This window comes from Paraliobacillus sp. PM-2, from assembly GCF_001368815.1.
Lineage (GTDB): Bacteria > Bacillota > Bacilli > Bacillales > Amphibacillaceae > Paraliobacillus.
The window spans coordinates 1,356,568-1,380,598 of sequence record NZ_CTEI01000001.1 but is presented as its reverse complement, the minus strand read 5'-3'; the positions used below and the strand labels follow the sequence as shown (position 1 = coordinate 1,380,598).

The following is a 24,031-nucleotide window of genomic DNA, read 5'->3' as shown; positions in this document are numbered from 1 at the left end:
TTCATTCACCTCCTTGGAGAATGGCAGGAGTTTTATCTAAAAAGGATATTTTACCTCCATACGTTCTTTCTAAATTATTTAAAGTAAATACTTTTTGTGTTTCTCCATATTGAATAGGTGTTTTATTTAATAGTAGAACATGGTCAAAATAATCTTTTACCGTTTGAAGATCATGGTGTACCACAAGTACTGTTTTTCCTTCCTCTTTCCATTCTTTCATTAATTGGATAATTGCTTTTTCTGTTTGTGCGTCGACTCCAGCAAATGGTTCATCCATGAAATAGATACTCGCATTTTGTGCAAGTGCGCGTGCTAAGAATACGCGTTGCTGTTGTCCACCAGACAGCTGACTAATCTGACGATTGGCATAATCAAGCATGCCAACTTTATCTAGACAACTTTTTGCCCAATTTATTTCTTCTTGCTTTGCTCTTTTAAAGAAACCAATTTGACGGTATCTTCCCATTAAGACAACATCAAGAGCATTAGTTGGAAAATCCCAATCTACTTCACTCCGTTGGGGAACGTAACCGATTAAATGTTTTTGTTGTGCATATGGTTTATCAAAAACATGAATATCACCAGACTTTCTAGGAATGAGATGAAGCATTGCTTTTATTAAAGTTGATTTACCTGCACCATTTGGACCAACAATACCAGTTAAAGAACCGGATGGAATTTGAAAGGATACATCCTGTAGTACGGGTTGTTTATCGTAAATAACTTTTAGTTGTTGTACAGTAATAGCGTTCATTTGAATATTCCTCCTATTTTATTAACATACAAATAGATAAAAGTTTTATAAAAGCGTGATATCCATATCCATCCTAGCTATTTTAAGCATGATAAATATGAATATCATTACGTTTTACATTATTTAAGTGAATCTACAATTGTATCAACATTGTGTTTGAACATACCGAAATAGGTTCCTTCCTCTGTTCCTTCTTCTCCCATAGCATCGGAATATAACTCACCGCCAATAGATACTTCATGGCCAGCTTCTTTAGCACCTTCAACAACGGCCTTGATTGATCGTTCAGAAACACTACTTTCCACGAAAACACCTTTAATATCTCTATCGACTAAAATATCAACAATGTGTTGTACATCGCTGACACTATATTCTGATTCTGTACTTAAGCCTTGTAGACCAACTACTTCATATCCGTAGGCTTCACCAAAGTAATTAAATGCATCATGTGCTGTTACAAGTACTCTACTTTCTTCAGATATTTCTTTTGTTCGTTTTTTTACATAGTCATTTAATTCAGATAATTCAGTTAAATAGTTAGCTGCATTTTTTGTATAACTGTTTTTATTTGCTTCATCCAACGCAATTAAGTTATCGCGCACTGATTCAACCGCATATTTCCAATTAGAAATATCAAACCATACGTGTGGATCAGGAATGGATGGACTACTCGGATCGCTTAATAAATATTTATCTGGAATATTTTCAGCAACTGGTATGGTTGGTTTTTGTTCTTGCATTTTTTCGAAAATTTCACCCATCTGTCCTTCTAAATGTAAACCATTGTAAAAAATGACATCTGCATCATTTAACTTTTTTATATCGCCCTGTACGGCATTGTAAAGGTGTGGATCTGTACCTGGTCCCATTAAACTTATTACATTGACATGTTCACCACCAACGTTTTTAACAATATCCGCAATTTGAGCAATGGTAGTAACTACTTTAATTTTTTTTCCATCCTTACTAACATCTTTATTTGTACAGGCTGCTAAACTAATGAATACCATTATCGCTAGCAACATAGATAAACCTTTTCTTATCATGCTTTTATTTCCTCCTTTGATATTAAACAGTCATAATTTTATGCACTCTGCTTAAAAAGTTTCCTTAGGTAAAATTATATGCGCAAGACTAAAAAAGTCAACAGTAAATGAGAATTTTTTTCAGTTAAGTTTTAATAAAATAGAAATTGTAATGTTCCATTTTAGCGTCTATTTTTCTTGTCATTAGTTGGGCTTATTCATTTTATCCTTCATTCCATCATAGATTAGAAGTATCTAGTTTTAGGGATTTCATTAAGGGGGAAACTTGATGGATATATTAGCGAAAGTGAAGGCATATCGTGAAGAACAGGAAAAGTTGAAGTGGGAAGGCACGTTCGCTGAATATTTAGAGTTACTAAAGGAACATCCATATCTAGCACAATCAGCACACTCACGGATTTATCATATGATTCAACAACATGGTATAGAGGAAATAAATGGACACAAAAAGTACGGTTTTTTTGAAGAAGAGATTTTTGGTTTAGAAGAAGCATTAGAGAGGCTTGTGGAAGAATATTTTCACCCTGCTGCAAAACGATTAGATGTAAGAAAGAGAATTTTATTATTAATGGGGCCCGTAAGCGGGGGGAAATCAACTATTGTTACCTTGTTAAAAAGAGGATTAGAATCGTTCACCTATACAGATGAAGGAGCTGTTTATGCGATTAAAGGCTGTCCAATGCATGAAGACCCGTTACATCTCATTCCACAACATTTGCGCAAAGAATTTGAAGAGGATTATGGTATTCGGATAGAAGGACAGCTTTCACCATTAAATACCATGCGATTAGAAAAAGAATATAAAGGAAAGATTGAAGATGTTGTGATTGAACGAATCTTTTTTTCAGAAGATAAACGAACCGGAATTGGTACATTCAGTCCCTCGGATCCTAAGTCACAGGATATTGCAGATTTAACCGGTTCCATTGACTTTTCTACGATTGCAGAATATGGCTCTGAATCTGATCCAAGAGCATATCGGTTTGATGGTGAATTAAATATAGCCAATCGAGGTTTGATGGAATTTCAGGAAATGTTAAAAAGTGATGAGAAATTTCTTTGGCATTTATTGTCATTGACACAAGAGGGGAATTTTAAAGCAGGTCGATTTGCTTTAATTTCAGCAGATGAATTGATTGTGGCACATACAAATGAAGCCGAATACCGTTCATTTATTGCTAACAAGAAAAACGAAGCATTACATTCCAGAATGATTGTAATGCCAGTTCCATATAATTTAAAGCTTCGTGCGGAAGAACGAATTTATCAAAAAATGATTAAAGAAAGTGATATAAAAGATGTGCATCTTGCTCCACATACATTACGTATTGCGGCCATTTTCACAATTTTAACCCGACTAAAGGAATCTACCAAAGGAAATATAAGTTTAGTGAAAAAAATGTACTTATATGATGGTCAAACAGTAGATGGTTTTAGTGAAGCAGATATTCCCGCCTTAAAAAAAGAGTTTCATGATGAAGGTATGAGTGGTATTGACCCACGTTATGTAATTAATCGTATTTCATCTACGATTATTAAAAAAGAAATGACATCAATCAATGCACTTGATGTATTGCGATCTTTAAAAGATGGCTTAGATGCGCATCCATCAATTACAAAAAAAGAGAAAGAGAATTATTTGAATTTTATCTCGATTGCACGAAAAGAATATGATGAATTAGCTAAAAAGGAAGTACAAAAAGCATTTGTCTATTCGTATGATGAGTCAGCCAAAACATTAATGGATAATTATCTAGATAATGTCGAAGCGTTTTGTGATCAAAAGAAATTACAAGATCCATTAACCGGAGAAGATATTCACCCAGATGAAAAGCTCATGCGTTCGATTGAAGAACAAATTGGCATATCAGAAAATGCAAAAAAAGCCTTCCGTGAAGAGATACTTATTCGTATTTCAGCCTACGCTAGGAAAGGTAAGAAATTTGATTATCAATCACATGAGCGTTTAAAAGAAGCCATTCAAAAAAAATTATTTGCTGATTTAAAAGATGTTGTTAAAATAACCACATCAACGAAAACACCAGATGAGCAACAATTAAAGAAAATGAATGAAGTTGTCGCAACATTAATTGATGAATATGGTTACAATTCTACCTCAGCAAACGACCTCCTTCGTTATGTTGGTAGTTTATTAAATCGTTAAATAAAGCTAAAGGCCTTCACTTGAAGGAGTGGTGAAGGCTTCTATTTCTTTCTACTATGTATAATAGGGGGAATTATATGTGTTCTAATCGTTATATCATTTCAGAGGAAGATTGGTCCATTCATCGAAAAGGCTATGATGATCAGAAACGGCATCAAGACAAGATTAGAGAAGTGATTAAACAAAAACTCCCCGATCTCATCAGTGAAGAGAATATCATTTTGTCCAGAGGAAAAGATGTTATTCGCATTCCTATTCGCTCATTAGATGAATATAAAATTCGCTACAACCAAGAAAAGAATAAACATACAGGCCAAGGTAAAGGAGATAGTAAGGTAGGAGATACCGTTGCAAAGGGAAAGCCAACACAACAAAGTGGGACAGGAGAAGGTGCAGGTAGTCAACCAGGCCAGGATTATTATGAAGCAGAAATTTCATTAGAAGAATTAGAGGAGGAATTTTTTAGTCAACTAGAGTTACCGAATTTAAAGGAAAAAGAAAAGGATAATATGGTGACGACTGATATTATGTTTAATGATATTCGTAAAAAGGGGTTAGAAGGAAACATTGATAAAAAACGTACCTTACTTCAAGCTTATCGACGAAATGCCATGCATGGTAAACCTTCCTTTCATCCAATTTATCCAGATGATGTAAGGTACAAGGCTTGGGATACAATTGAAAAACCCGAATCTAAAGCTGTTGTTCTTGCTATGATGGATACAAGTGGAAGCATGGGTCAGTTTGAAAAATATATCGCACGTAGTTTTTTCTTTTGGATGACACGTTTCTTAAAAGAGAATTATCAAACAGTTGCCATTGAATTTATCTCTCATCACACGGAAGCAAAAGTCGTTGATGAAGAGTCGTTTTTTTCAAAAGGAGAGAGTGGGGGGACTATTTGCTCTTCTGCTTACCAAAAGGCAGTCGAAATGATTAAAGAAAAGTACGACCATAATCGATACAACATCTATCCTTTTCATGTATCAGATGGAGATAATCTAACTTCTGATAATCGTAGATGTGAGACATTAGTGAACGAACTATTAGATTATTCTAGTTTGTTTGGTTATGTGGAAGTGAATCAATATCAACGTCATTCTACATTAATGCAGTTATTTAAGAAATTAAAAGCGCCCAACTTTGATTCTTATATAATAAAAAGAAAATCAGATGTTTACCACGCTATGCAACATTTTTTCTCTAAAGAATCGGCCTTAAAAAATAGTTAAGTATCCTCCTGTAATTGTTAATAAATGGAATGGAGATCACTTAGTAGCATTATTTAAACGTTTATTAATAATATGATAGTGGTAACATAAACATAAATATAATTATCAGGGGAGAAGTGGTATGAAAGCTATTATTTACGTTGCTCATGGAAGTAAGCTCGAACAAACAAATCAGCATTTTTTTGATTTAATCGATACTAATACAGAAGTAAATGATATAGATTTACAAAAACTAGCTTTCCTTGAAGCCAATCCATCATTACCGCAAATAATAGATGAATGTAAAGCAGAGGGGGCAACAACACTTATCGTTGTTCCTGTTTTTTTATTACCAGGCATTCATGTTAATAAAGATATTCCGACTATTATGAGACAAAAAATGAACCAATATCCAACCTTATCTTTTTATTATGCACCTGCGTTTAATGCTGCAAATAAATTGGTAGAAGATACATATGAAAGGATTAAAAAGGTTGTAGAGAAAGATACAAAACAAGTAGTGTTAGTCGTATCACATGGAAGTAGATACAGACAAGCTTCTACTATGTTTGATGTTTTTATTACATCGCTCACCTCTATGTTGGATGATATACCAGTTTATCCAGCTTATTTGAAAACGGCTAAACCTAGTATAGAAGAGCAGGTTAGTGAATTAGAAACTAAGGACTATTCAAAGATTATTGTAGTGCCGCACTTTTTTTCAATAACAATGTTCTCCCAGCTTGTTGAGGATAAATTAGTTCAAATAACATCCAAAGAATGGGAATTAGTAAAAGGAATTGATTGGAATAACAAAATAAAACAATTAATTAAGAACCAAGTAACAGCAGCTGAAAAATTCTATTAAAAAAACACATTTCCAATTGGGAATGTGTTTTTTGTGAGTAAAACAGGTATTTGTATTTATTTATTATTCCTTCTTAGGTACATGTTTAAAGATCTCATGTGATTCAAAGAAGTCTACTAAACGATCAATCCAATTATAATATTCTATTGATCGTTGCGAATCGATCATATATTGCTTAGCTTCTTCTTTCAATTCTCCACTGGCTTCAGCGTCATTTATGATAGCTTCTAAGTCATGCATAATTCTATGTTCTATTTTCTTGTTGCGTGCGACGACTTCTTTCCAGTTTGATGTAAATAAAGAAATAAAGGTTTGATAATAATCATTTTCAACAGTGTAATAGTCTTTTCTAGATCCTTTTACGAACACTTTCTCTGCAATATTTAAATGAGACATTTCGCGCAAAACTTGACTCATCCTAGTTTTGCTCATCCCTGTTTTTTCTGCTAATTCATCTAAGTCCAATGCTCTTCCTTCGTAATAAATAATGGCTATTACTCTGCCTATCGTTCCAGGAAACCCATAGGATTTCATATTTTCAGCAATTTGCTCAATGATTCGGTTTTTAACTAAATCCAACCTGTCTGAACTATTCATTTACTCACCAACTTTATATTTTCTACTCATTATAGCTTATCACAATTAGGAAAAATGTAGAAAGGTTATATATAAAAGCATTTTAGAGTAATCGGTAGGAATTTTAAGTATGTACACTTTATACAATTCATACACTTTATTTTGTATAAAGTTTGTGCAATAAAAAGTTTATACAAGGTTTTTCAATCTGTTTTTATTTCAGTACAATGTATAGTGTGAAACGAAGAATTTCTATGTTAAGGGGGGAAAACATTGATTCAATTAAAAAATATAAACAAAATTTATGATGATGGTTTCCAAGCTTTAAAAGATATTACACTTACATTCGAGGAAGGAAAAATTAATGTCTTAATTGGACCAAGTGGTTGCGGTAAGACAACAACCATGAAATTATTGAATCGATTAACTGAACACACGGACGGAGAAATTTTAATTGACGATAAAAATATTAAAGAAATGAACCCAATTGAGCTTCGTCGACAAATGGGATATGTTATTCAAAGTATTGGTTTATTCCCGCATATGACTATTTATGATAATGTAGCTGCGGTGCCTAAATTATTAAAATGGGATAAACAAAGAATTAACCAAAAAGTAGATGAACTACTAAATATGGTAGATTTAGATCCAAAAACGTATAAAAAACGTTATCCATCTGAATTAAGTGGTGGGCAGCAACAACGAATAGGTGTTATACGAGCGTTAGCTGCTGAACCCTCTACTATTTTAATGGATGAGCCGTTTAGTGCTTTGGATCCGATTAGTAGAGAGCAGCTTCAAGATGAACTCGTTCATCTACAAAAAAGTATTAATAAAACGATTATTTTTGTGACACATGATATGGATGAAGCAATTAAGATAGCTGATCAGATTATCTTAATGAAAGATGGAGAAGTAGTACAACAAGGTGCACCAAATGATATTCTTCTGAATCCAGTCAATGATTTTGTAAAAGAATTTATTGGTTCTGATCGTTTGGAACAAGCTCAAGGGCTTCCACCACTTCGTTCCTTTATTGATGAAGTTTATCCAAGTGTAACTGTTTCTGATTCTGTCGCAGACACGATAGAGATAATGGTTCAAAATCAGAAAGATTGTTTACCAGTAGTTGATGAGAAAGAAAATTATGTTGGTAGTATAACTTTATATCAAGCATTGGCAAATCAACAAAAAACAGTAGAAGAAATGGTGGATCATTCCATTGATAGCTATGAGGAAACAATTAAAACGGAGCAAGTATTGCAAGATAACCGTTTAGTAATTCCAGTGACATCAAATCAACGCTTTATTGGTATGTTAGATCAAGAAAAATTATTGCAGACACTACATGAGAATTTTGAGAATAAGCGTGGTGGTCAATAGATGGAATTAATAACAGATTATTTGGAATTTTGGCAAGATAAGTATGACTCGATTTTAAGTTATACATATGAGCACCTTATTCTATCGTTTGTTTCCATTTTGTTTGCTGTTATATTAACAATTCCACTTGCAATTTATATGACAAAAATGAAAAACGAAACAATTAAAAATTTGATCTTTAACATAGCAAATGTTTTTCAGACAATTCCAACCATTGCGTTATTTGCTATTTTGATTCCCGTTATGGGAATTGGTTTTAAACCAGCAGTAACTGCACTATTCTTATATGCGTTACTTCCATTATTACGAAATACGTATGCGGGGATTGAATCGATTGATCAAGGAATTGTCGAAGCAGCAAGAGGAATGGGTTATAACACAATGCAACGCTTGTTTAAAATCGAGTTACCAATTGCAATACCTTATATTATGTCGGGTATTCGAGTAACTACTGTATATGTTATTAGTTGGACAACCTTAGCGGCAGTAATTGGAGCAGGTGGTCTAGGAGATATGGTTCTAGCAGGAATTGGCTTTAATGATAAGCACATGATATTCACAGGTACAGTGATGGCTATTGTGTTGGCCTTAATTATTGACTTAATGTTCGGGTTCACCGAAAAAAAATTAGCTAAAAATTTATAAAAAAGGAGATACAATATAATGAAGAAATTTTTACTTTTAAGTATGTTATCTATGTTACTAGTTTTTGTTGCAGCATGTGGAGAAGAGAAATCTGCTGATGGTGGAGATGTTTTAGAATATGGGGCACAGACATATACTGATCCAAAAATTATGGCACAAATAGTAAAAGTCTTAGTAGAAGATCAAACAGATCATGAGGTAAATGTGACTGAAGATATTCAAGCAAGTCCACAAGTAATGGCTTCGATTGATCGTGGAGAATTTGATTTTGCTACATTATATTCTGGTGAGGTATACAATAATCACTTTGATGAAGATGAAGTAGAGTATTCAACTGATGCGGACAAAACAATGAAACAGGCACAAAAGCTTTTTGGTGAAAAATATGATATGAAGTGGTACGATTCTATCGGTTTTACAAATGAATACGCAATTGCAATTAAAGCTGACTTTGCTGAAAAAAACAATATTGAAACTATTTCTGATCTTGAACCATACGCAGAAGATTTAGCATTAGGTACTGATTCATCTTGGGTTGAACGTGAAAATGATGGTTATACAAATTTCCAAAAAACATATGATTTTTCTTTTGGTGACGTTAGAGGTATGGAAGTATCACTAATGTATGAGGGAATTGCAAGTGGAGAATTAGATGTTGTAACAGCTTATACAGTAGATCCACAGATTATTGAGTACGATTTAAAAGTATTAGAAGATGATAAAAGCTTTTTCCCACCTTATAATGGGTCACTTGTAGCAAGAAATGAGATAGTCGAAAATTATCCAAAAGTAAGTGAAATTTTAGATTCAATTGTAGGATTAGTTAATACGGAAGAAATGACACAGCTAATTCATGAAGTGGATATCAATGAAAGAGAAGCGAAAGACGTAGCAATAGAGTTTCTAAAAGAAAAAGGATTGCTAGATTAATTTATAAAAAAAGGATTGATCCAACATGAACTTTTTAACTGAATTGGGGCAATACATGGTAGATAATTCATCTACCATGATGGCTCTAGGTATCGAACATATATTAATGGTTTTATATGCTATCGGATTATCGCTTCTTGTAGGCATTCCTTTAGGTATTATCGCTGCAAAATTTGAGAAACTTGCTCCAGTCATATTGTCATTAACAAATATTTTGCAATTAATTCCAAGTTTAGCGATGTTGGCCATTTTATTAATTTATTTAGGACTTGGTTTTCAAACAATGGTTATTGGATTATTCTTCTATTCTTTACTTCCTATTGTTCGAAATACATATGTTGGGTTAAAAGAAGTAGACCCAGGTGTATTAGAAGCAGGGACAGGAATCGGAATGACACCTATACAGTTATTAGCAAAGGTACAATTTCCACTCTCTATTCCATTTTTGATGGCAGGTCTGCGCGTTGCTTCTGTTATTGCGGTAGCTGTTGCCTGTATTGGGCCATATATTGGAGCAGGCGGTTTTGGGAAAGAAATTATATCCGGGATTAGTCTACAATCAGAAATAAAGATTTATGCAGGAGCGATTCCAGCTGCATTACTTGCTATTATTGCTGATTTAATATTAGGTAAGATTGAAAATCGAACAAAAAAAAGAATGGCTTAATTTAATCAACACTTTAGCTTTCTTCACTATTTAGTGATGGAAGCTATCTTTTTGTAAATTTGCTGGCTAGAGAATAGGAGGAGTGAGAAGGAATGAGAGAAGAGATATTTCATATCATTGATAATTTATATGATGAGATGGTACAGTTACGACGTGAATTTCATATGTATCCCGAATTATCATTCAAAGAAGTAAATACAGCCAAAAAGATAGCAGCTTATCAACGAGGATTAGGGCTTGATGTACAGGAAAATGTCGGGGGAAATGGTATAGTAGCTACCTTACGTGGTGCCAAACCGGGAAAAACAGTTGCTATTCGAGCGGATTTTGATGCATTACCAATCACGGAAGAAAATGAAGTTCCGTACAAATCAAAAAACCCAGGTGTCATGCATGCTTGCGGACATGATGCTCATACGGCAATTGCTCTTGGAATTTCAAAAGCACTTGTTCAACAAAAAGATCAATTAGCAGGAAATATTGTGTTTATCCATCAACATGCGGAAGAAGAAGATCCAGGCGGAGCTAAATCAATGATTGAAGCGGGAGCGTTAGAGGGTGTTGATGCCATTTTTGCAACACACATGGAAAATTATATTCCAGTAGGGCACATTTGGCACAGTGACGAATATATTTTGGGTGCATCAGATGATTTTGAAATAACAATTAATGGATTAGGTGGACACGGAGCATTTCCGCAAGATACAACAGATGTAGTTGCCATTGGTGCACAGTTAGTTAGTAATCTACACCAAGTCATCAGTCGAAAAGTAGATCCATTAAAATCAGCTGTTCTAACTATTGGTGCATTTCAAGCTGGACAAAAAGCAAATGTTATCTCTGGTGAAGGACGGTTAGAGGGAACAGTTCGTACATTTGATGAGCAAGTACGTCTTGATGTTGCTAATTGGGTCAAACAAATATCTGAACATACATGCAAAGCCTTTGGTGCAAGTTGTGAGATTGATTATCAATTTGGTTATCCAGCAACTAAAAACGATAAAGAAATGAATCAATTATTAATCAATGCTGCAAAAGATGTGATTCCTGAAAAAAATATTCAAAAAATGGAACCAAACATGGGAGCAGAGGATTTTTCCTATTTCACAAAGAAAATACCTGGCAGCTATTTCTTTACAGGGTCAGCAAATGAATCAAAGGGATGTATCTATCCTTATCACCATCCTAAATTTGATATTGATGAAGAAGCATTAAGAAATGGTGCGAAGGTACTTGCAGCAGCTGCTCTAGATTTTTTAAATAAATAATATATTTTAAAAGACTTTTTTGTTGTTTTGCCGACAGAAAAGTCTTTTTTTGAAACGAATGGTTTAATAAAAACGTCTATTATGTGTACATTATGATATTTATTTCATATGGTAATTAGGAGGTGTCCCTTTGCAACAATATAAAATATTACTCGTAATTATATTGTCATTGTTAGTTGGTTGTGTGCAACAAGTAAATCCTCCAGAGGGGTTTTATAGCTATGACCATACAGAAATTAATGAGATGATCAATCAGTTAAGTTTTAATCCAATTATTCCACCCTTTCTACCAATAAATGTAGAATTTTTAGTTACTGATCGATTTTTTCTAGAAGGGACCGAGAAAGAGGCAATGGATGTTAGCTTTTATACGAAGGAAAATAATATCTTAACATTTCAGGCAACGGAAGGATCTTTTGACTTATCAATAAATGGAAAAGAAGTACAAATTGATAAGCATGTAAAAGGAAATTATGCCGATAATCGCTTTGCTAAATCTCTATATTGGGAAAAAGAAAATATTTCTTACTCCTTAATTTTTCGTTCTAACATGAATAATGATGAAATTGCTGAGATGGTAACAAAAGAAGATTTAATTAAAGTCGCTCAAGCAATATGAATTTTCGATCATATGGATGGATTTGTTTCAAAACCAAGCCTATCTATGCTAAAATTTTCTGTATGATATTGAAGAGTTGTGTACAAGAGAGGATTAAATACCATGAGTGAAAAACGTATTGTATTAACAGGTGGAGGAACAGCAGGACATGTGATGGTCAATTTAGCTATTATACCTACTTTTAAAGAAGAAGGATGGCAAATAGATTATATAGGATCAAAAACTGGGATTGAAAGAGAACTAATTGAAAATATTCCAGGTGTCACTTATCACTCTGTTTCTACTGGCAAGCTTAGAAGGTATATGTCAAAAGAAAATTTTAAGGATCCATTTAAAGTGATGAAAGGGATTGCTCAGTCTTTTCGTATTTTAGGTGAAATAAAGCCTCAGGTTGTATTTTCAAAAGGTGGCTTTGTTTCTGTACCTGTTTTAATCGCTGCTCGTATGCGCGGCATACCGGCTGTTATTCATGAATCTGATATTACACCTGGCTTGGCAAATAAGCTAGCAATGCCATTTGCAAAAAAAGTTTTAGCAACTTTTCCAGAAACACTACATTCTATTTCAGATAATAAAGCGAAATGGATTGGAGCAGTAGTTCGCAGTGAGTTGTTACAAGGTAATAAACAAAAAGGTCTAGCTTATGCAAAACTTTCAGGTGACAAGCCTGTACTTCTGATTATGGGTGGTAGTGCTGGAGCTAGACGTATTAATGAAGTTGTAAGAGAACAGTTAGACGAGTTAGTTAATCAATTTGAAATCATTCATATTTGTGGAAAGAATAATCTTGATGAAACCATTAAACATAAGAATTACACACAATTTGAATATGTGAACGAAGAATTACCTGATTTATTGCATGCAACTGATTATGTGCTTTCACGTGCCGGTGCAAATGCAATTTTTGAGTTTTTAGCTTTAAAAAAACCAATGCTCTTAATTCCCTTATCTAGAAAAGCTAGTCGTGGTGATCAGATTTTAAATGCTTCTTCGTTCCAAAAACAAGGATATGCACATGTATTAGAAGAAGAACAATTAACTGGTGACACATTAGTAACTGCCTTAGATCAATTACGTGAAGAATCAGCTACATTGAAAAAGAAAATGCAGAAGTATAAAAGTATAGAAGCAAAAGAAAAGGTTATTAAAATAATAAAGCAAACGGCAAAGAAATAATTAAGGAGTTTAAAAGATGAAGACGGTTATCTGTCCATATTGTCATAAACCCATAGAAAAGCGAGATCAACTAGTTACCGTAAGTAATATGTTCCGTATTCGCCCCTATCATTTTGTTTGCTATCAAAAAGTAGAGCAAGAGACAAAAACAATCTGGAGTTTTTGGACTCTGATCAATGGAACAGTTGGTAATATTCGTTTTATTTTACTATTGGGATTAACACTTTGGTTTTTATTAACAGATTCTTTAGGATTAGGTGGCGAATTAATTGGTGTTATCTCTTTATATAATGTGATGATTCATATTACAGCATTTTTGTTATATGAAAAAAAGATACCTAAATAAAATTTTGAAATCAAATATATTTGTTTTATGGTAAAAGTACAATCGGTTTTATAGGTTTAATTAAAAAGGTGGAGCAACTGCTCCACCTTTTTAATTATATCCATTTGTCACCAAGTCTAATTTACCGGTATAAGGGTCAATAACTAATCCATGAACAGGAATATCTCCTGGTAGTAATGGGTGATTTTCAATAACAGAAATGGATTGTTTTACAGATTCTTCAACTGATTCGAAACCTTTTAGCCAATCTTTAGCATTGGAGTCGAATGCATTTATTTGCTCCTCTGTAATTCCTTGTATTTTCATTTGTTCAATCAAGTGATCGGTATCTAGATGATTCATACCACAATTGTGATGTGCAATAACAAAAACCTCTTCCGCTTGAAGTGCATGTATGGCGACAAGTATCGATTTCATTGCACTATCGTATTGGTTGGTTAGTATTGCACCTGCATTTTTAACCATTTTTACATCGCCATTTTGTAAATTTAATGCTTTTGGCAACAGTTCAACAAGGCGTGTGTCCATACAAGTGAATATTACTGCTCGTTTATTTGGCACAACATCTGTTTCATATGGTTTGTAATCTTCATTTTCTACAAATTTGTGATTAAACTGAAGTATATTTTCTAACAACATACTATCCCATCCCCTTTCATAATATAATGGTAGACGAAAACAAATGATTTTATCAAGTTATTTCTCTTAAAATTATTGAATAATGACTTTTTTCTTTCTTTGTGAATTTTTAGAAATTTCATTGACTATAATCTAACATACAATTATAATATATAGTGATTAAAAGAAGGAGGTTACGAAAATGAATCGTTGTGTAAAAACATTTACAATTAATTTAATATTTGTCGTGACTTCTTCCATATTTGCATAAAGAATAATATACTTTATTATTTCATATATTGATGGGTCACGTAATTTAATCCGTGACCCATTTTATGTTCATTAACGTATACGTCTTCGGATGTATGCGTTTTTTTATTTCTGTTAATTCCAAAATAGGAAAGACCGAAAGCTTAAGTTGTTAATTATCATCTAGCTTATGGGCTAGATAATAATATATTTTTTGAAAAATATGAAAGGAGTTGTGTGAATATGTTGCGTTTTATTTTAGTACAGCACGGAGAAATAGTAAAAGGTGATGGTGGTTGAAGATGAAAAACAAATAGAGTAGGTGATTTTGTGCGATTTGTTCAAAATAAAGTTGATTTTATTTGTGAGCGCTTATTTAGACGGTACACCTTTATCTGTCTAATAGAAAAAAAAGAAAATAGTTTTCATATTGATCAAATTATATTCATCATTTGTCGAAAATAAATAATAGGAGGAAATAAATATGGAATTTACTAATTGGTTATTTGCATTATTAAACAAAAAATGGAAAGATAGTGGGTAGCTTATTATTTCCCGGGAAATAAGTCGAATCTTGTAAAATTCATTTTTACTACCAGGATTTTGTAGTATGTTAAAATACATTTATGACGAAATTTTTATCAGAGGTGTGATAGTGAGCGACAAAAGAAAAGATAATGATATGATTGATGATGATTTATACGAAGAATTGGATGAAGAGGAATTACTTGATATTTTTGAAAAAGAACGTGTGAACAGAACAAATACAAAAGAAGATCGAGAAAAGATGAATCGGCGTTATCCAAGATGGATTCTTTGGTCCATTATTATTACTTTATCATTAAATGTGATTGCTATTTTGCCAAGAACATTTTCAATTCCAGCTGTTGATTTTTTAATTACTTCAGCAAAGTTATCTACTGATTCTACAATTAGCGAGTATAAAGAAGCGGTAGTCGTTATTGAAACAGGTGATAGCAAAGGTACAGGTTTCTCTATATCACCAAATGGCATCATTATTACAAATCATCATGTGGTTGAGGACAGCAAACATATTTCTGTCGCTTTTCCTGAATTAGGTTTATTTGAAGCAGAAATCATTGCAGAAGATGCTTCGGTTGATTTAGCGGTATTACAAGTGAATGACGTTGATTTGCCATATTTATCTTTAGCACAAAGTACAGTATTTGAAAAAAATGAACCTATTTATTTTATTGGTAATCCACTTAGATTTAATGGAATTGCAAATCAAGGTGAAATAATTGGTTATACAACTTTAGATGGTTGGGATAAAGAGGTATTAATGTTGCGTGCACCTGTTTATAGAGGAAATAGTGGAAGTCCAGTGATTCAAGATGGAAAAGTGATCGGAGTTATTTTTGCAACTATTAATCATCATTCGTATGGTAAAGTGGGGTTAGCAGTACCAATTGATTATTACTACCAATTTATTGATAGTAATACGTAAGGTAAACACACATGAACTAATGTGTGTTTTTTTGTATCTATTTTTTCAAACATGTCAAAAAACAGGTAAAAAGAACTAAATTTTGATATTTCTTTTTAAGAAATTGTTAAGTGTTTGTGATAGATTCAATGCTCAATGTCTTGTAATATGTATTATACACGATAAAATGATAATAGTTGATCGTATCAGACAAATAGCTACATGAAATGAATAGAATATAATGGCTCGAATTGGTGGTGAAATAAATGGGAAACCAATTAGCTATCGAAATGGATTCTCTAGAAAATATAGTTTACGAAGTACAATTAGGAAATCGTGCATTGCAAAATGAATTATTACAAGCATATAAACCGTATATAGCAAAGTGTGTTTCAGAAGTTTGTAAAAGGTATATTGACCCTACAAAGGATGATGAATTTAGTATTGGATTATTTGCATTTTACGAGGCGATAAATTGTTATTCAAAGGATAAAGGAAGTTCTTTTCTATCCTTTGCTCGTTTAGTAATTAAGCGTAAGACAATTGATTATATAAGAAAAGAGAAGACAAACTCTGTTGTTATTTCCTTAGATAAAGTGTATGAACAAGAAAAGTCAATAAACCCACTGGAAATTGCTGCGGCAAATAAAGCGTATCAAGTACAACAAGACAATTGGAATAGAAGGCAAGAAATCTTATTGTTGTCAAAACAGCTGCAATCTTATCAATTGTCAATGAAAGAATTAGTTAACGTCTCACCTAAACACAAAGACGCTAGAAAAAATGCTATTGGTATTGCTTATCTATTGTATAAAGACGTAGAAATGCGCGCCTTCGTTCAGAAGAAAAAAAAACTTCCAATGAAAGAATTAGCTAAAAAAGTGGAAGTTAGTAAAAAAACATTAGAACGCAATAGAAAATATATTTTAGCCATTTTTATTATGTTAGATGGTGAATTTTTTTATTTACAAGAATTTATTAAGGAGCAAGTTGATTTGAACTTTTCAACCTAAACATGTATGTGTGTATTATTCGTAAAACGACATTAAAAAATTAACAGCCCGAACGGTTATTCAATTGAAGTGATGAATAACCGTTCGGGTTTTATCTCCTAAAAAAGATTTATTGTGTCGATTGGTGTCTGTCCCATTGCATGATCTATATAGTGAAGTAGGGAATCATGGCTCGACATTATTTGCTTTTCGCTACGACTGTAATGAAAAGCATGGAGAAATGTTTCTATTTTTTTTGAAAGTAAATCATCGTTTGTTCGAACCATCAGTATTAATAAGTCGTCCCATTGGCCCCAGAGTGTGAAATACAATGCTTTGTCATAATCAGGAATATCCATTTTAAATCCCTTCTTTCAAAGTTAACTCCAAAAGTTAGAACAATCATAAAAGGATTCAAATTTATTATGGCTAATATAAAAAGGAATTAAGCAAATACATTATTGGTATGTTTTCCATTTGTTAAATCCTATGCGTGTAAGCTGTAATACGTGTTTTTTTCATTTTTTTACTTGTATAAAACAGCTTATTTTTTATCATAATAAGTTTGACTCTAGAAAAGGAGGAGTACAAAATGAATTGGAAGAAAATCACTGTTACAGCTTTTGCTTTGCTTACAATAACTGCTTGTGGTAATACAGATGAGAACGCAGAAGGGCAACGTAATGCAAATAATATTGAACCAATTAGAAATGAAGGCTCATTGCAAGCTCCCATGCGAGGTGGAGAAGGCGGTTATGGCCAGATAAATAGGAATAGAAATAACACTTATGATGGGACCTATCAAAGAGGTCAAGACTTAACTGCTGACGAGATTAATTACGATAACAGGCAAAGTGGCGAACAAAATCGTAATCAAAACAATCAGAATTATGATGTGTCAGAGAAGGCGGCACAACAAATTACAGAAAAAATTGATCAAATTGATCAAGCATATGTATTGAAAATGGGTAATAATGCATATGTTGCTGCTGAATTAGATCAAGGAAATAACAATGGTAACTCAAAAGTTACCAAATCGGTAAAAAAACAAATAGCTGAAGTAGTCAAGCAAGAAGAGTATGATGTTGATTATGTATACGTTTCTACAAACCCTGATTTTGTAAATTTAACGACAAATTATGCAGATGACATGGCAAATGGCGAACCAGTAGAAGGCTTTTTTGATCAAATGGGAGAAATGATTCAACGCATTTTTCCACGAGCACAACAATAATTAAGGAAGCGGCTGTCTCCAAACAGTCGCTTTCGTTTTTTCTTATGCTTTTAGCAAATGGGAAAGTGTGTTATCTTAATAGTATATGCATGTGAATGATGTACATGATCGTACGGTTACAGATTTTAAGGTAAAGGGGAAGAGATTTATGGCAGAACAAATGAATGTAGAGAGCTTTAATTTAGATCATACAAAAGTGCAAGCTCCTTATGTGCGCTTAGTGGGTGTTACAACAGGACAGCATGGTGATAAAGTATATAAATATGATGTGCGTTTTTGTCAACCGAATAAAGAGCATATGGATATGCCTGGGCTTCATTCCATCGAACATTTAATGGCAGAGAATATTCGTAATCATATTGATAATATCTTAGATGTAGGGCCAATGGGATGTCAGACTGGTTTTTATTTGCAAATATTAAACAATGATAGTTATGATGCGATTATAAATGCGTTAAACAGTACACTTAACGATGTGTTAGAGGCGGAAGAAGTACCAGCATGCAATGAAGTACAATGTGGTTGGGCTGCTAATCATAGTCTTGATGGAGCAAAGCAAATCGCAACCAACATGCTCAACAATAAAGACAAATGGCATATTGTTTTTGCTGAATAAGTTTTTAAAAAAGAGCAGTATTATTCTGCTCTTTTTTTCTTAAAATAAAGATTATATTGTGAGAAGGACAGGTGAAAGGTTTTGACGGAGAAAGTGATAACGTATTTAGAGGAACATAACGAACAACAATTACGAGCATTATATGATTTCTTATCCATTCCAAGTGTGAGTACCAATCCAGCAAATAAAGAAGATGTAAAAAAAGCGGCTAATTTTGTAAAAAAATATTTAGATAATATAGGATTTGAACATGTGGAAATTCAATCAACAGGGGGTCATCCACTTGTATATGGTGAGTGGCTTGGTGCTGGAAGTGATGCTCCTACTGTTTTATTTTACGGACATTATGATGTTCAACCAGCGGATCCGTTAGAATTATGGGATAGTGAGCCATTTAAACCAGAGCAACGAAATGGACGATTATATGCAAGAGGAGCTAGTGACGATAAAGGACAAGTATTTATGCATCTTGCGGTATTTGAAGCTTTTATGCAAACAGAAGGGAAATTACCGATTAATGTAAAGGTTTGTATAGAAGGAGAAGAAGAAATAGGTAGTGAACATTTATACAAAATACTTAAAGATAAAAAAGAGCAGTTTAATGCAGACTTTGCTGTTATATCTGATTCAGGAATGGTTGCGGAAGAACAACCAACTATTCTTTATGGGCTTAAAGGTTTTACGGGCTTAGAGTTCACATTGCATGGGCCATCCATTGATTTGCATTCTGGTATGTATGGCGGAGCAGTGCGGAACCCTGCAATTGCAATGGCACATGTGTTAGCCTCATTGAAAGATCAAGACGAAGTGGTTCAAATTAACGGATTTTATGATCAAGTAGAACCTTTGAGCCAAACCGAACGTAATTTGATAAAGAATGTACCGGGGGAAGACTATAAAGCAACTACTGGTATCAAAGAAACCGCCTCAGAAAATGGGTATACAGCAAAGGAACATACGATGGCTCGTCCTACATTAGAAGTTAACGGTATGTATAGTGGGTATCAAGGGGAAGGAACAAAAACAATTATACCATCATCTGCAACAGCCAAATTGACTTGTCGACTCGTACCAGGACAAGAACCCGCACATATTCAAGATCTGTTAATTAAGCACATAGAAGAACATACCCCAAAAGGTGTAACGGTAGACATAAAGAAAGAACCATTATCGGCAAAGGCATACAAAGTTGATCCTACGCATCCTTTGATAAAAAAAGCTGCAGATAGTTATACCAAAGCATTTGGAAAAGAAACCGTTTATGTTCGTATGGGTGGATCTATTCCAGTAGTTGAATGGATTGATGCAATTTATAATATGCCAATCGTTTTACTAGGGTTTGGAACGCCAAATGATCGACTGCATTCACCTAATGAGAGTTTTCCTTTAGAAAATTATCAAAAAGGAATGCAAACACTTGTTTATTATTGGGATGCTTTAAAGAATAATTGATAGTTGGTTTTTATAGTAGCGATAAATAAATAACGAGCATAGGATAGTTAGCCTATACTTTTCAGTTGACTATATACCACAACGGGTATAAAATATACATGTATAGATTTAGTTTGGAGGTATCCTATGTCCTTTGTTATATTTGTGTTACTAGCTACAATTATTTATATGATTTATGTGCGTTATTACCCAATCAAAGGTATACCTTGTATGGATATGAATCAATTAAGTAAAGTAACAAAAAAAGTTAAATTAGATATTAGAGATTACAATACATCTGCAAAGAATACAGTAACTGATTCTGTCTTATTGCCTATTGCTTATTTGAGAAGACATCATAATGAAATTCCTTCGAAACAAATTTATTTAATCGCGTCAGATAAAATAGAGAGAAATTTAGCTGCACGAATGCTTAAGCAAAAAGGATTTCAAATCATGGGCTATACAATTACGAGTTGTGACTGTGAAAAAAGATCTAAAAGAGTAGCATAATTTAGCATAAAGGAGGTTTAATTAATGGAATACACACAACAAATGAAAAATAGAGTGAAACGTATGGAAGGGCAACTTCGTGGGATTTTAAAGATGATGGAAGACGGGGATGATTGTAAAGATGTGATTACCCAAATGTCTGCTGTACGAACTGCTATGGATCGCACAATGGGAGTTGTTGTTAGCTCAAATTTAGTTGCATGTGTGAAACGTGCAGAAGATGAAGGAGAAGATACTGCAGAATATGTTAATGAGGCAGTAAATCTCTTGGTAAAAAGTAGATAAATGTAATAGTATCCTAAAATAATCAAGTCTAATCCTTTTCATCATTCGAATGAGCTTGTCATATACTGAAATTAATTCAGAAAATGAGGTGAATCGAATGAAGCAAGAAGATCTTAAGCATTTACGATATGCGATTGAAGAGATCACTGAAATTGCTAAGGGATTTGGACTTGATTTTTTTCCTATGCGCTATGAAATTTGCCCACCAGAAATCATTTATACATTTGGTGCCTATGGCATGCCCTCGCGATTTTCCCACTGGAGTTTTGGAAAACAATTTCATTTGATGAAACTGCAATATGATTTGGGACTAAGTAAAATTTATGAACTTGTCATTAATTCTAATCCATGTTATGCATTTCTTCTGCAATCAAATAGTTTAATTCAAAACAAATTAATTGTTGCTCATGTATTAGCACATTGTGATTTTTTCAAGAATAATGCACGTTTTAGTAAGACACAAAGAGATATGGTGGAAAGTATGTCTGCTACAGCGGAACGTATTTCATCCTATGAAAAAAAACATGGAAAACAAAAAGTTGAAAATTTTTTAGATGCGGTCTTAGCCATTCAAGAGCATATTGACTATTCACTTGTAAAACATTCCTCCAACAATCAGCACGTTGAATTAGAGCAGACTTCTGATCAGCAACCGACCAAATATGATGATCTTTGGTCCTTAGATGAGCAAAATCCAGACCGAAAAAAAGCACCGTCAAAAAAATCAAAAGTATTTCCAACCCAACCTGAAAAAGACCTGTTATTATTTATCGAAGCAAATAGTAGAGAGTTAGAAGATTGGCAAAGAGATATATTGACCATGATGCGTGCAGAAATGCTGTATTTTTGGCCACAATTAGAAACAAAAATAATGAACGAAGGTTGGGCATCATATTGGCATCAACGTATTTTACGAGAAATGAATTTAGAAAGTGACGAAGCAATAGAATTCGCTTCATTAAATGCAAGTGTTGTGCAACCATCAAAGACAAAAATTAATCCATACTATTTAGGAGTAAAATTGTTTGAAGATATTGAAGAAAGGTTTAATCATCCTACAGAAGAAATGAAAAAAATGGGTGTTCCCCCTCACTCAGGGCGCGAAAAAATTTTTGAAGTTAGAGAAACTGAATCAGATATATCTTTTTTAAGAAATTATTTAACCAAGGAATTTGTTGAGCGAGAAGATTTATATTTATTTCAAAAGCAAGGAGCAGACTACAAAATTGTTGATAAAAATTGGGAGCATGTTCGTGATCAACTAATTAATATGCGTGTCAACGGTGGTTTTCCTTACTTAACTGTTCAAAATGGCGATTATCAAAATAATGGAGAATTATATTTATTGCACCATTATGAAGGTGTTGAATTAGATTTACGCTATTTAGAAAAGACTTTACCATATATATACCAACTATGGGGAAGAAATGTTTATTTAGAAACGGTTATTGAAAATGTCCCTATAATGTTTATGTATAATGGAAATAGAGTAATAAAAAAAGAAATATAAGAAAATATCCGAACGAATTTGAATCAATAAGTGGCCTTACAAGGTTAGAACAAAGGTTTTAACTTGAAGGGTAGTTCATAATCGTTCGGATATTTATATGAGCAGTTTATTTTGTCTGATCTAATGATGTCTAGCGTGATGAATGGTTTGCTGAAGCATATTAATAACATGTTCATCATCATGAGAATAGAATAGTGTTTTTCCTTCACGTCTATATTTCACTAATCGTAATTGTTTTAAAAACCTCAATTGGTGGGAAACATTTGATTGTTTAAGTTCTAAACTATTAGAGATTTCTGTAACGGAACATTCTTTTTTAAATAATAAGTGTAAAATTCGGATTCTTGTAGGATCAGAAAGTGCTTTAAATGTTTGAGATACAACAAATAGTGTTTCTTCATCAATCGGCTGGTAATTTTTTTTATCCATTTTTGATACCTCTTTTTCTAATTACAACAATTTTCATGATCTATAATTTTCGTTCCTTCTCCTTCGATTTGAATAGTGGTATGTTTTAAATCGAACTGTTTGTGTAGCACTGTTGAAGCTTCTTGTAGTAATTTATCTCGGTTGATTCCCTGTTCTACAATTAAATGGCAACTTAAAGCGGGGAAATCTGATGTGATTGACCACACATGTAAATCATGTATTTGTTTTACCCCTTCTAAATTGATCAACTGTTGCTCTACTTTTTCCATATCAATATTACTTGGTATACCTTCCATTAATACATGAATAGAGTCACGAGTAATACGCCAACCACTTATTAAGATTAAAATTGCAACAATCACACTAGCAATAGGATCAGCGATATTCCAGTTAAATAAAAGAATGAATATGCCAGCAACAATTGCTCCAACAGAACCTAATAAATCACCAAGTACGTGTAATAGAGCACTACGAAGATTTAAATTTTCTTTCGTATCACCACGCATAAGAATCCAGGCAACTAAAACATTTACCAAGAAACCGATAATTGCAATAATCATCATCATGCCATTAACTTTAGGTGGTTCTAAAAATCGGTTATAAGCTTCCCAAAAAATGTAGAGAGAGATGACAAGAAGTGTTATTCCATTTAAGAAAGCGGCTAATATTTCAAAGCGTTTATAGCCATATGTTTTAGTAGATGAAGCAGCTTTCTCTCCAAATTTAAAGGCAAGCAAACTTAGTCCTAGTGCTGCTGCGTCACTAAGCATATGTCCTGCATCAGACAATAAAGCAAGACTATTTGTCATTAATCCACCAATGACTTCAACCACCATAAATCCAGCAATCAATAGAAAACTTAATAATAAAGCTTTTTTATTTGCCTGATGTGTATGATGGTGGTCATGTGAATGCCCATGATTGTGTCCCATAACAAATCACTCCAATTCATATGTTCACGTATTCATATTATAATATATAAAAATATTTTTCAATGCGTAAGATATATTTATATTGGTTATTGTTATTATAGGCTCTAATCGAATCATTATTC

General features: G+C 33.2%; 26 protein-coding genes. 19 read left to right on the top strand and 7 right to left on the bottom strand.

Annotated features, from left to right (window positions below; translation table 11 throughout):
- Window position 1: 1 nt before the first annotated feature.
- Together BN1058_RS06685 and BN1058_RS06680 are read right to left on the bottom strand one after the other, a co-directional pair.
- Window positions 2–754, bottom strand: coding sequence for a metal ABC transporter ATP-binding protein (locus BN1058_RS06685; RefSeq protein WP_090854677.1), 753 nt, complete (start codon window positions 752–754; stop codon window positions 2–4).
- A 119-nt stretch (window positions 755–873) separates the two neighbouring features.
- A complete protein-coding gene (locus tag BN1058_RS06680) occupies window positions 874–1,800 on the bottom strand; it encodes a metal ABC transporter solute-binding protein, Zn/Mn family (RefSeq protein WP_090854674.1) in 927 nt (308 codons plus the stop codon).
- A 268-nt stretch (window positions 1,801–2,068) separates the two neighbouring features.
- On the opposite strand from BN1058_RS06680, the gene BN1058_RS06675 reads away from it, so the two are divergent.
- From BN1058_RS06675 to BN1058_RS06665, 3 genes are all read left to right on the top strand, one after another.
- A complete protein-coding gene (locus tag BN1058_RS06675) occupies window positions 2,069–3,964 on the top strand; it encodes a PrkA family serine protein kinase (protein ID WP_090854671.1) in 1,896 nt (631 codons plus the stop codon).
- A 77-nt stretch (window positions 3,965–4,041) separates the two neighbouring features.
- On the top strand, window positions 4,042–5,196 hold the full coding sequence (gene yhbH, locus BN1058_RS06670; protein WP_090854668.1) for a sporulation protein YhbH: 1,155 nt from the start codon (window positions 4,042–4,044) through the stop codon (window positions 5,194–5,196).
- A 121-nt stretch (window positions 5,197–5,317) separates the two neighbouring features.
- Window positions 5,318–6,043, top strand: a complete 726-nt coding sequence (locus BN1058_RS06665) for a sirohydrochlorin chelatase (RefSeq protein WP_090854664.1) — start codon at window positions 5,318–5,320, stop codon at window positions 6,041–6,043.
- A gap of 63 nt (window positions 6,044–6,106) precedes the next feature.
- On the opposite strand, the gene BN1058_RS06660 is transcribed toward BN1058_RS06665, so the two are convergent.
- Window positions 6,107–6,640: a GbsR/MarR family transcriptional regulator gene (locus tag BN1058_RS06660; RefSeq protein WP_090854661.1), complete on the bottom strand. Its 534-nt coding sequence runs from the start codon at window positions 6,638–6,640 to the stop codon at window positions 6,107–6,109.
- 252 nt (window positions 6,641–6,892) lie between these two features.
- Here BN1058_RS06660 and BN1058_RS06655 point away from each other — a divergent pair, with 252 nt between their 5' ends.
- From BN1058_RS06655 to BN1058_RS06620, 8 genes are all read left to right on the top strand, one after another.
- Complete coding sequence (locus tag BN1058_RS06655; protein WP_090854658.1) at window positions 6,893–8,002, top strand: ABC transporter ATP-binding protein; 1,110 nt, start codon at window positions 6,893–6,895, stop codon at window positions 8,000–8,002.
- Window positions 8,003–8,647, top strand: a complete 645-nt coding sequence (locus tag BN1058_RS06650; protein ID WP_090854656.1) for an ABC transporter permease — start codon at window positions 8,003–8,005, stop codon at window positions 8,645–8,647. It begins immediately after the preceding gene.
- 18 nt (window positions 8,648–8,665) lie between these two features.
- Window positions 8,666–9,577 carry an ABC transporter substrate-binding protein gene (locus BN1058_RS06645; protein ID WP_090854653.1) on the top strand — a complete coding sequence of 304 codons (912 nt, stop codon included), beginning with the start codon at window positions 8,666–8,668 and terminating at the stop codon, window positions 9,575–9,577.
- 25 nt (window positions 9,578–9,602) lie between these two features.
- On the top strand, window positions 9,603–10,244 hold the full coding sequence (locus tag BN1058_RS06640) for an ABC transporter permease (protein WP_090854650.1): 642 nt from the start codon (window positions 9,603–9,605) through the stop codon (window positions 10,242–10,244).
- Window positions 10,245–10,336: 92 nt separating this feature from the next.
- Window positions 10,337–11,512: a M20 family metallopeptidase gene (locus BN1058_RS06635; RefSeq protein ID WP_090854647.1), complete on the top strand. Its 1,176-nt coding sequence runs from the start codon at window positions 10,337–10,339 to the stop codon at window positions 11,510–11,512.
- Between the two features lie 130 nt (window positions 11,513–11,642).
- A complete protein-coding gene (locus tag BN1058_RS06630; RefSeq protein ID WP_090854643.1) occupies window positions 11,643–12,131 on the top strand; it encodes a hypothetical protein in 489 nt (162 codons plus the stop codon).
- 102 nt (window positions 12,132–12,233) lie between these two features.
- Entirely contained in the window at window positions 12,234–13,307 is a 1,074-nt protein-coding gene (locus BN1058_RS06625) for an undecaprenyldiphospho-muramoylpentapeptide beta-N-acetylglucosaminyltransferase (protein ID WP_090854639.1), read from the top strand.
- 16 nt (window positions 13,308–13,323) lie between these two features.
- Window positions 13,324–13,653, top strand: coding sequence for a hypothetical protein (locus BN1058_RS06620; RefSeq protein ID WP_090854636.1), 330 nt, complete (start codon window positions 13,324–13,326; stop codon window positions 13,651–13,653).
- A 90-nt stretch (window positions 13,654–13,743) separates the two neighbouring features.
- Here the strand turns inward: BN1058_RS06620 and BN1058_RS06615 are convergent, their stop codons facing one another.
- Entirely contained in the window at window positions 13,744–14,292 is a 549-nt protein-coding gene (locus tag BN1058_RS06615) for a beta-class carbonic anhydrase (protein WP_090854633.1), read from the bottom strand.
- Between the two features lie 883 nt (window positions 14,293–15,175).
- Between BN1058_RS06615 and BN1058_RS06610 the strand changes: the two genes are divergently transcribed.
- Complete coding sequence (locus BN1058_RS06610; protein WP_255307014.1) at window positions 15,176–15,988, top strand: S1C family serine protease; 813 nt, start codon at window positions 15,176–15,178, stop codon at window positions 15,986–15,988.
- A gap of 245 nt (window positions 15,989–16,233) precedes the next feature.
- A complete protein-coding gene (gene sigI, locus BN1058_RS06605; protein ID WP_090854628.1) occupies window positions 16,234–16,980 on the top strand; it encodes an RNA polymerase sigma-I factor in 747 nt (248 codons plus the stop codon).
- A gap of 98 nt (window positions 16,981–17,078) precedes the next feature.
- Here sigI and BN1058_RS06600 read toward each other — a convergent pair whose 3' ends face one another.
- Window positions 17,079–17,318, bottom strand: a complete 240-nt coding sequence (locus BN1058_RS06600; protein ID WP_090854624.1) for a YhdB family protein — start codon at window positions 17,316–17,318, stop codon at window positions 17,079–17,081.
- 233 nt (window positions 17,319–17,551) lie between these two features.
- Between BN1058_RS06600 and BN1058_RS06595 the strand changes: the two genes are divergently transcribed.
- The 6 genes from BN1058_RS06595 (at window position 17,552) to BN1058_RS06570 (ending at window position 22,548) form a co-directional block, all read left to right on the top strand.
- On the top strand, window positions 17,552–18,193 hold the full coding sequence (locus tag BN1058_RS06595) for a YhcN/YlaJ family sporulation lipoprotein (RefSeq protein ID WP_090854622.1): 642 nt from the start codon (window positions 17,552–17,554) through the stop codon (window positions 18,191–18,193).
- A 148-nt stretch (window positions 18,194–18,341) separates the two neighbouring features.
- Entirely contained in the window at window positions 18,342–18,809 is a 468-nt protein-coding gene (locus BN1058_RS06590) for an S-ribosylhomocysteine lyase (RefSeq protein ID WP_090854620.1), read from the top strand.
- Between the two features lie 81 nt (window positions 18,810–18,890).
- Entirely contained in the window at window positions 18,891–20,261 is a 1,371-nt protein-coding gene (locus BN1058_RS06585) for a dipeptidase (protein WP_090854617.1), read from the top strand.
- 126 nt (window positions 20,262–20,387) lie between these two features.
- Entirely contained in the window at window positions 20,388–20,753 is a 366-nt protein-coding gene (locus BN1058_RS06580; RefSeq protein WP_090854615.1) for a rhodanese-like domain-containing protein, read from the top strand.
- Window positions 20,754–20,777: 24 nt separating this feature from the next.
- Entirely contained in the window at window positions 20,778–21,038 is a 261-nt protein-coding gene (locus BN1058_RS06575) for a metal-sensitive transcriptional regulator (RefSeq protein WP_090854613.1), read from the top strand.
- A gap of 97 nt (window positions 21,039–21,135) precedes the next feature.
- On the top strand, window positions 21,136–22,548 hold the full coding sequence (locus BN1058_RS06570) for a SpoVR family protein (RefSeq protein ID WP_090854610.1): 1,413 nt from the start codon (window positions 21,136–21,138) through the stop codon (window positions 22,546–22,548).
- Between the two features lie 120 nt (window positions 22,549–22,668).
- Here the strand turns inward: BN1058_RS06570 and BN1058_RS06565 are convergent, their stop codons facing one another.
- Window positions 22,669–22,977, bottom strand: coding sequence for an ArsR/SmtB family transcription factor (locus BN1058_RS06565; protein WP_090854607.1), 309 nt, complete (start codon window positions 22,975–22,977; stop codon window positions 22,669–22,671).
- 17 nt (window positions 22,978–22,994) lie between these two features.
- Entirely contained in the window at window positions 22,995–23,909 is a 915-nt protein-coding gene (locus BN1058_RS06560; RefSeq protein WP_090854604.1) for a cation diffusion facilitator family transporter, read from the bottom strand.
- Window positions 23,910–24,031: the final 122 nt, after the last annotated feature.

What these genes read in the sequence shown, in the direction of transcription:
- BN1058_RS06685 (WP_090854677.1), bottom strand. Translation starts at nt 754, where the DNA reads ATGAACGCTATTACTGTACAACAACTAAAAGTTATTTACGATAAACAA.
- BN1058_RS06680 (WP_090854674.1), bottom strand. Translation starts at nt 1,800, where the DNA reads ATGATAAGAAAAGGTTTATCTATGTTGCTAGCGATAATGGTATTCATT.
- BN1058_RS06675 (WP_090854671.1), top strand. Translation starts at nt 2,069, where the DNA reads ATGGATATATTAGCGAAAGTGAAGGCATATCGTGAAGAACAGGAAAAG.
- yhbH (WP_090854668.1), top strand. Translation starts at nt 4,042, where the DNA reads ATGTGTTCTAATCGTTATATCATTTCAGAGGAAGATTGGTCCATTCAT.
- BN1058_RS06665 (WP_090854664.1), top strand. Translation starts at nt 5,318, where the DNA reads ATGAAAGCTATTATTTACGTTGCTCATGGAAGTAAGCTCGAACAAACA.
- BN1058_RS06660 (WP_090854661.1), bottom strand. Translation starts at nt 6,640, where the DNA reads ATGAATAGTTCAGACAGGTTGGATTTAGTTAAAAACCGAATCATTGAG.
- BN1058_RS06650 (WP_090854656.1), top strand. Translation starts at nt 8,003, where the DNA reads ATGGAATTAATAACAGATTATTTGGAATTTTGGCAAGATAAGTATGAC.
- BN1058_RS06645 (WP_090854653.1), top strand. Translation starts at nt 8,666, where the DNA reads ATGAAGAAATTTTTACTTTTAAGTATGTTATCTATGTTACTAGTTTTT.
- BN1058_RS06640 (WP_090854650.1), top strand. Translation starts at nt 9,603, where the DNA reads ATGAACTTTTTAACTGAATTGGGGCAATACATGGTAGATAATTCATCT.
- BN1058_RS06635 (WP_090854647.1), top strand. Translation starts at nt 10,337, where the DNA reads ATGAGAGAAGAGATATTTCATATCATTGATAATTTATATGATGAGATG.
- BN1058_RS06625 (WP_090854639.1), top strand. Translation starts at nt 12,234, where the DNA reads ATGAGTGAAAAACGTATTGTATTAACAGGTGGAGGAACAGCAGGACAT.
- BN1058_RS06620 (WP_090854636.1), top strand. Translation starts at nt 13,324, where the DNA reads ATGAAGACGGTTATCTGTCCATATTGTCATAAACCCATAGAAAAGCGA.
- BN1058_RS06615 (WP_090854633.1), bottom strand. Translation starts at nt 14,292, where the DNA reads ATGTTGTTAGAAAATATACTTCAGTTTAATCACAAATTTGTAGAAAAT.
- sigI (WP_090854628.1), top strand. Translation starts at nt 16,234, where the DNA reads ATGGGAAACCAATTAGCTATCGAAATGGATTCTCTAGAAAATATAGTT.
- BN1058_RS06600 (WP_090854624.1), bottom strand. Translation starts at nt 17,318, where the DNA reads ATGGATATTCCTGATTATGACAAAGCATTGTATTTCACACTCTGGGGC.
- BN1058_RS06595 (WP_090854622.1), top strand. Translation starts at nt 17,552, where the DNA reads ATGAATTGGAAGAAAATCACTGTTACAGCTTTTGCTTTGCTTACAATA.
- BN1058_RS06590 (WP_090854620.1), top strand. Translation starts at nt 18,342, where the DNA reads ATGGCAGAACAAATGAATGTAGAGAGCTTTAATTTAGATCATACAAAA.
- BN1058_RS06580 (WP_090854615.1), top strand. Translation starts at nt 20,388, where the DNA reads ATGTCCTTTGTTATATTTGTGTTACTAGCTACAATTATTTATATGATT.
- BN1058_RS06575 (WP_090854613.1), top strand. Translation starts at nt 20,778, where the DNA reads ATGGAATACACACAACAAATGAAAAATAGAGTGAAACGTATGGAAGGG.
- BN1058_RS06570 (WP_090854610.1), top strand. Translation starts at nt 21,136, where the DNA reads ATGAAGCAAGAAGATCTTAAGCATTTACGATATGCGATTGAAGAGATC.
- BN1058_RS06565 (WP_090854607.1), bottom strand. Translation starts at nt 22,977, where the DNA reads ATGGATAAAAAAAATTACCAGCCGATTGATGAAGAAACACTATTTGTT.
- BN1058_RS06560 (WP_090854604.1), bottom strand. Translation starts at nt 23,909, where the DNA reads ATGGGACACAATCATGGGCATTCACATGACCACCATCATACACATCAG.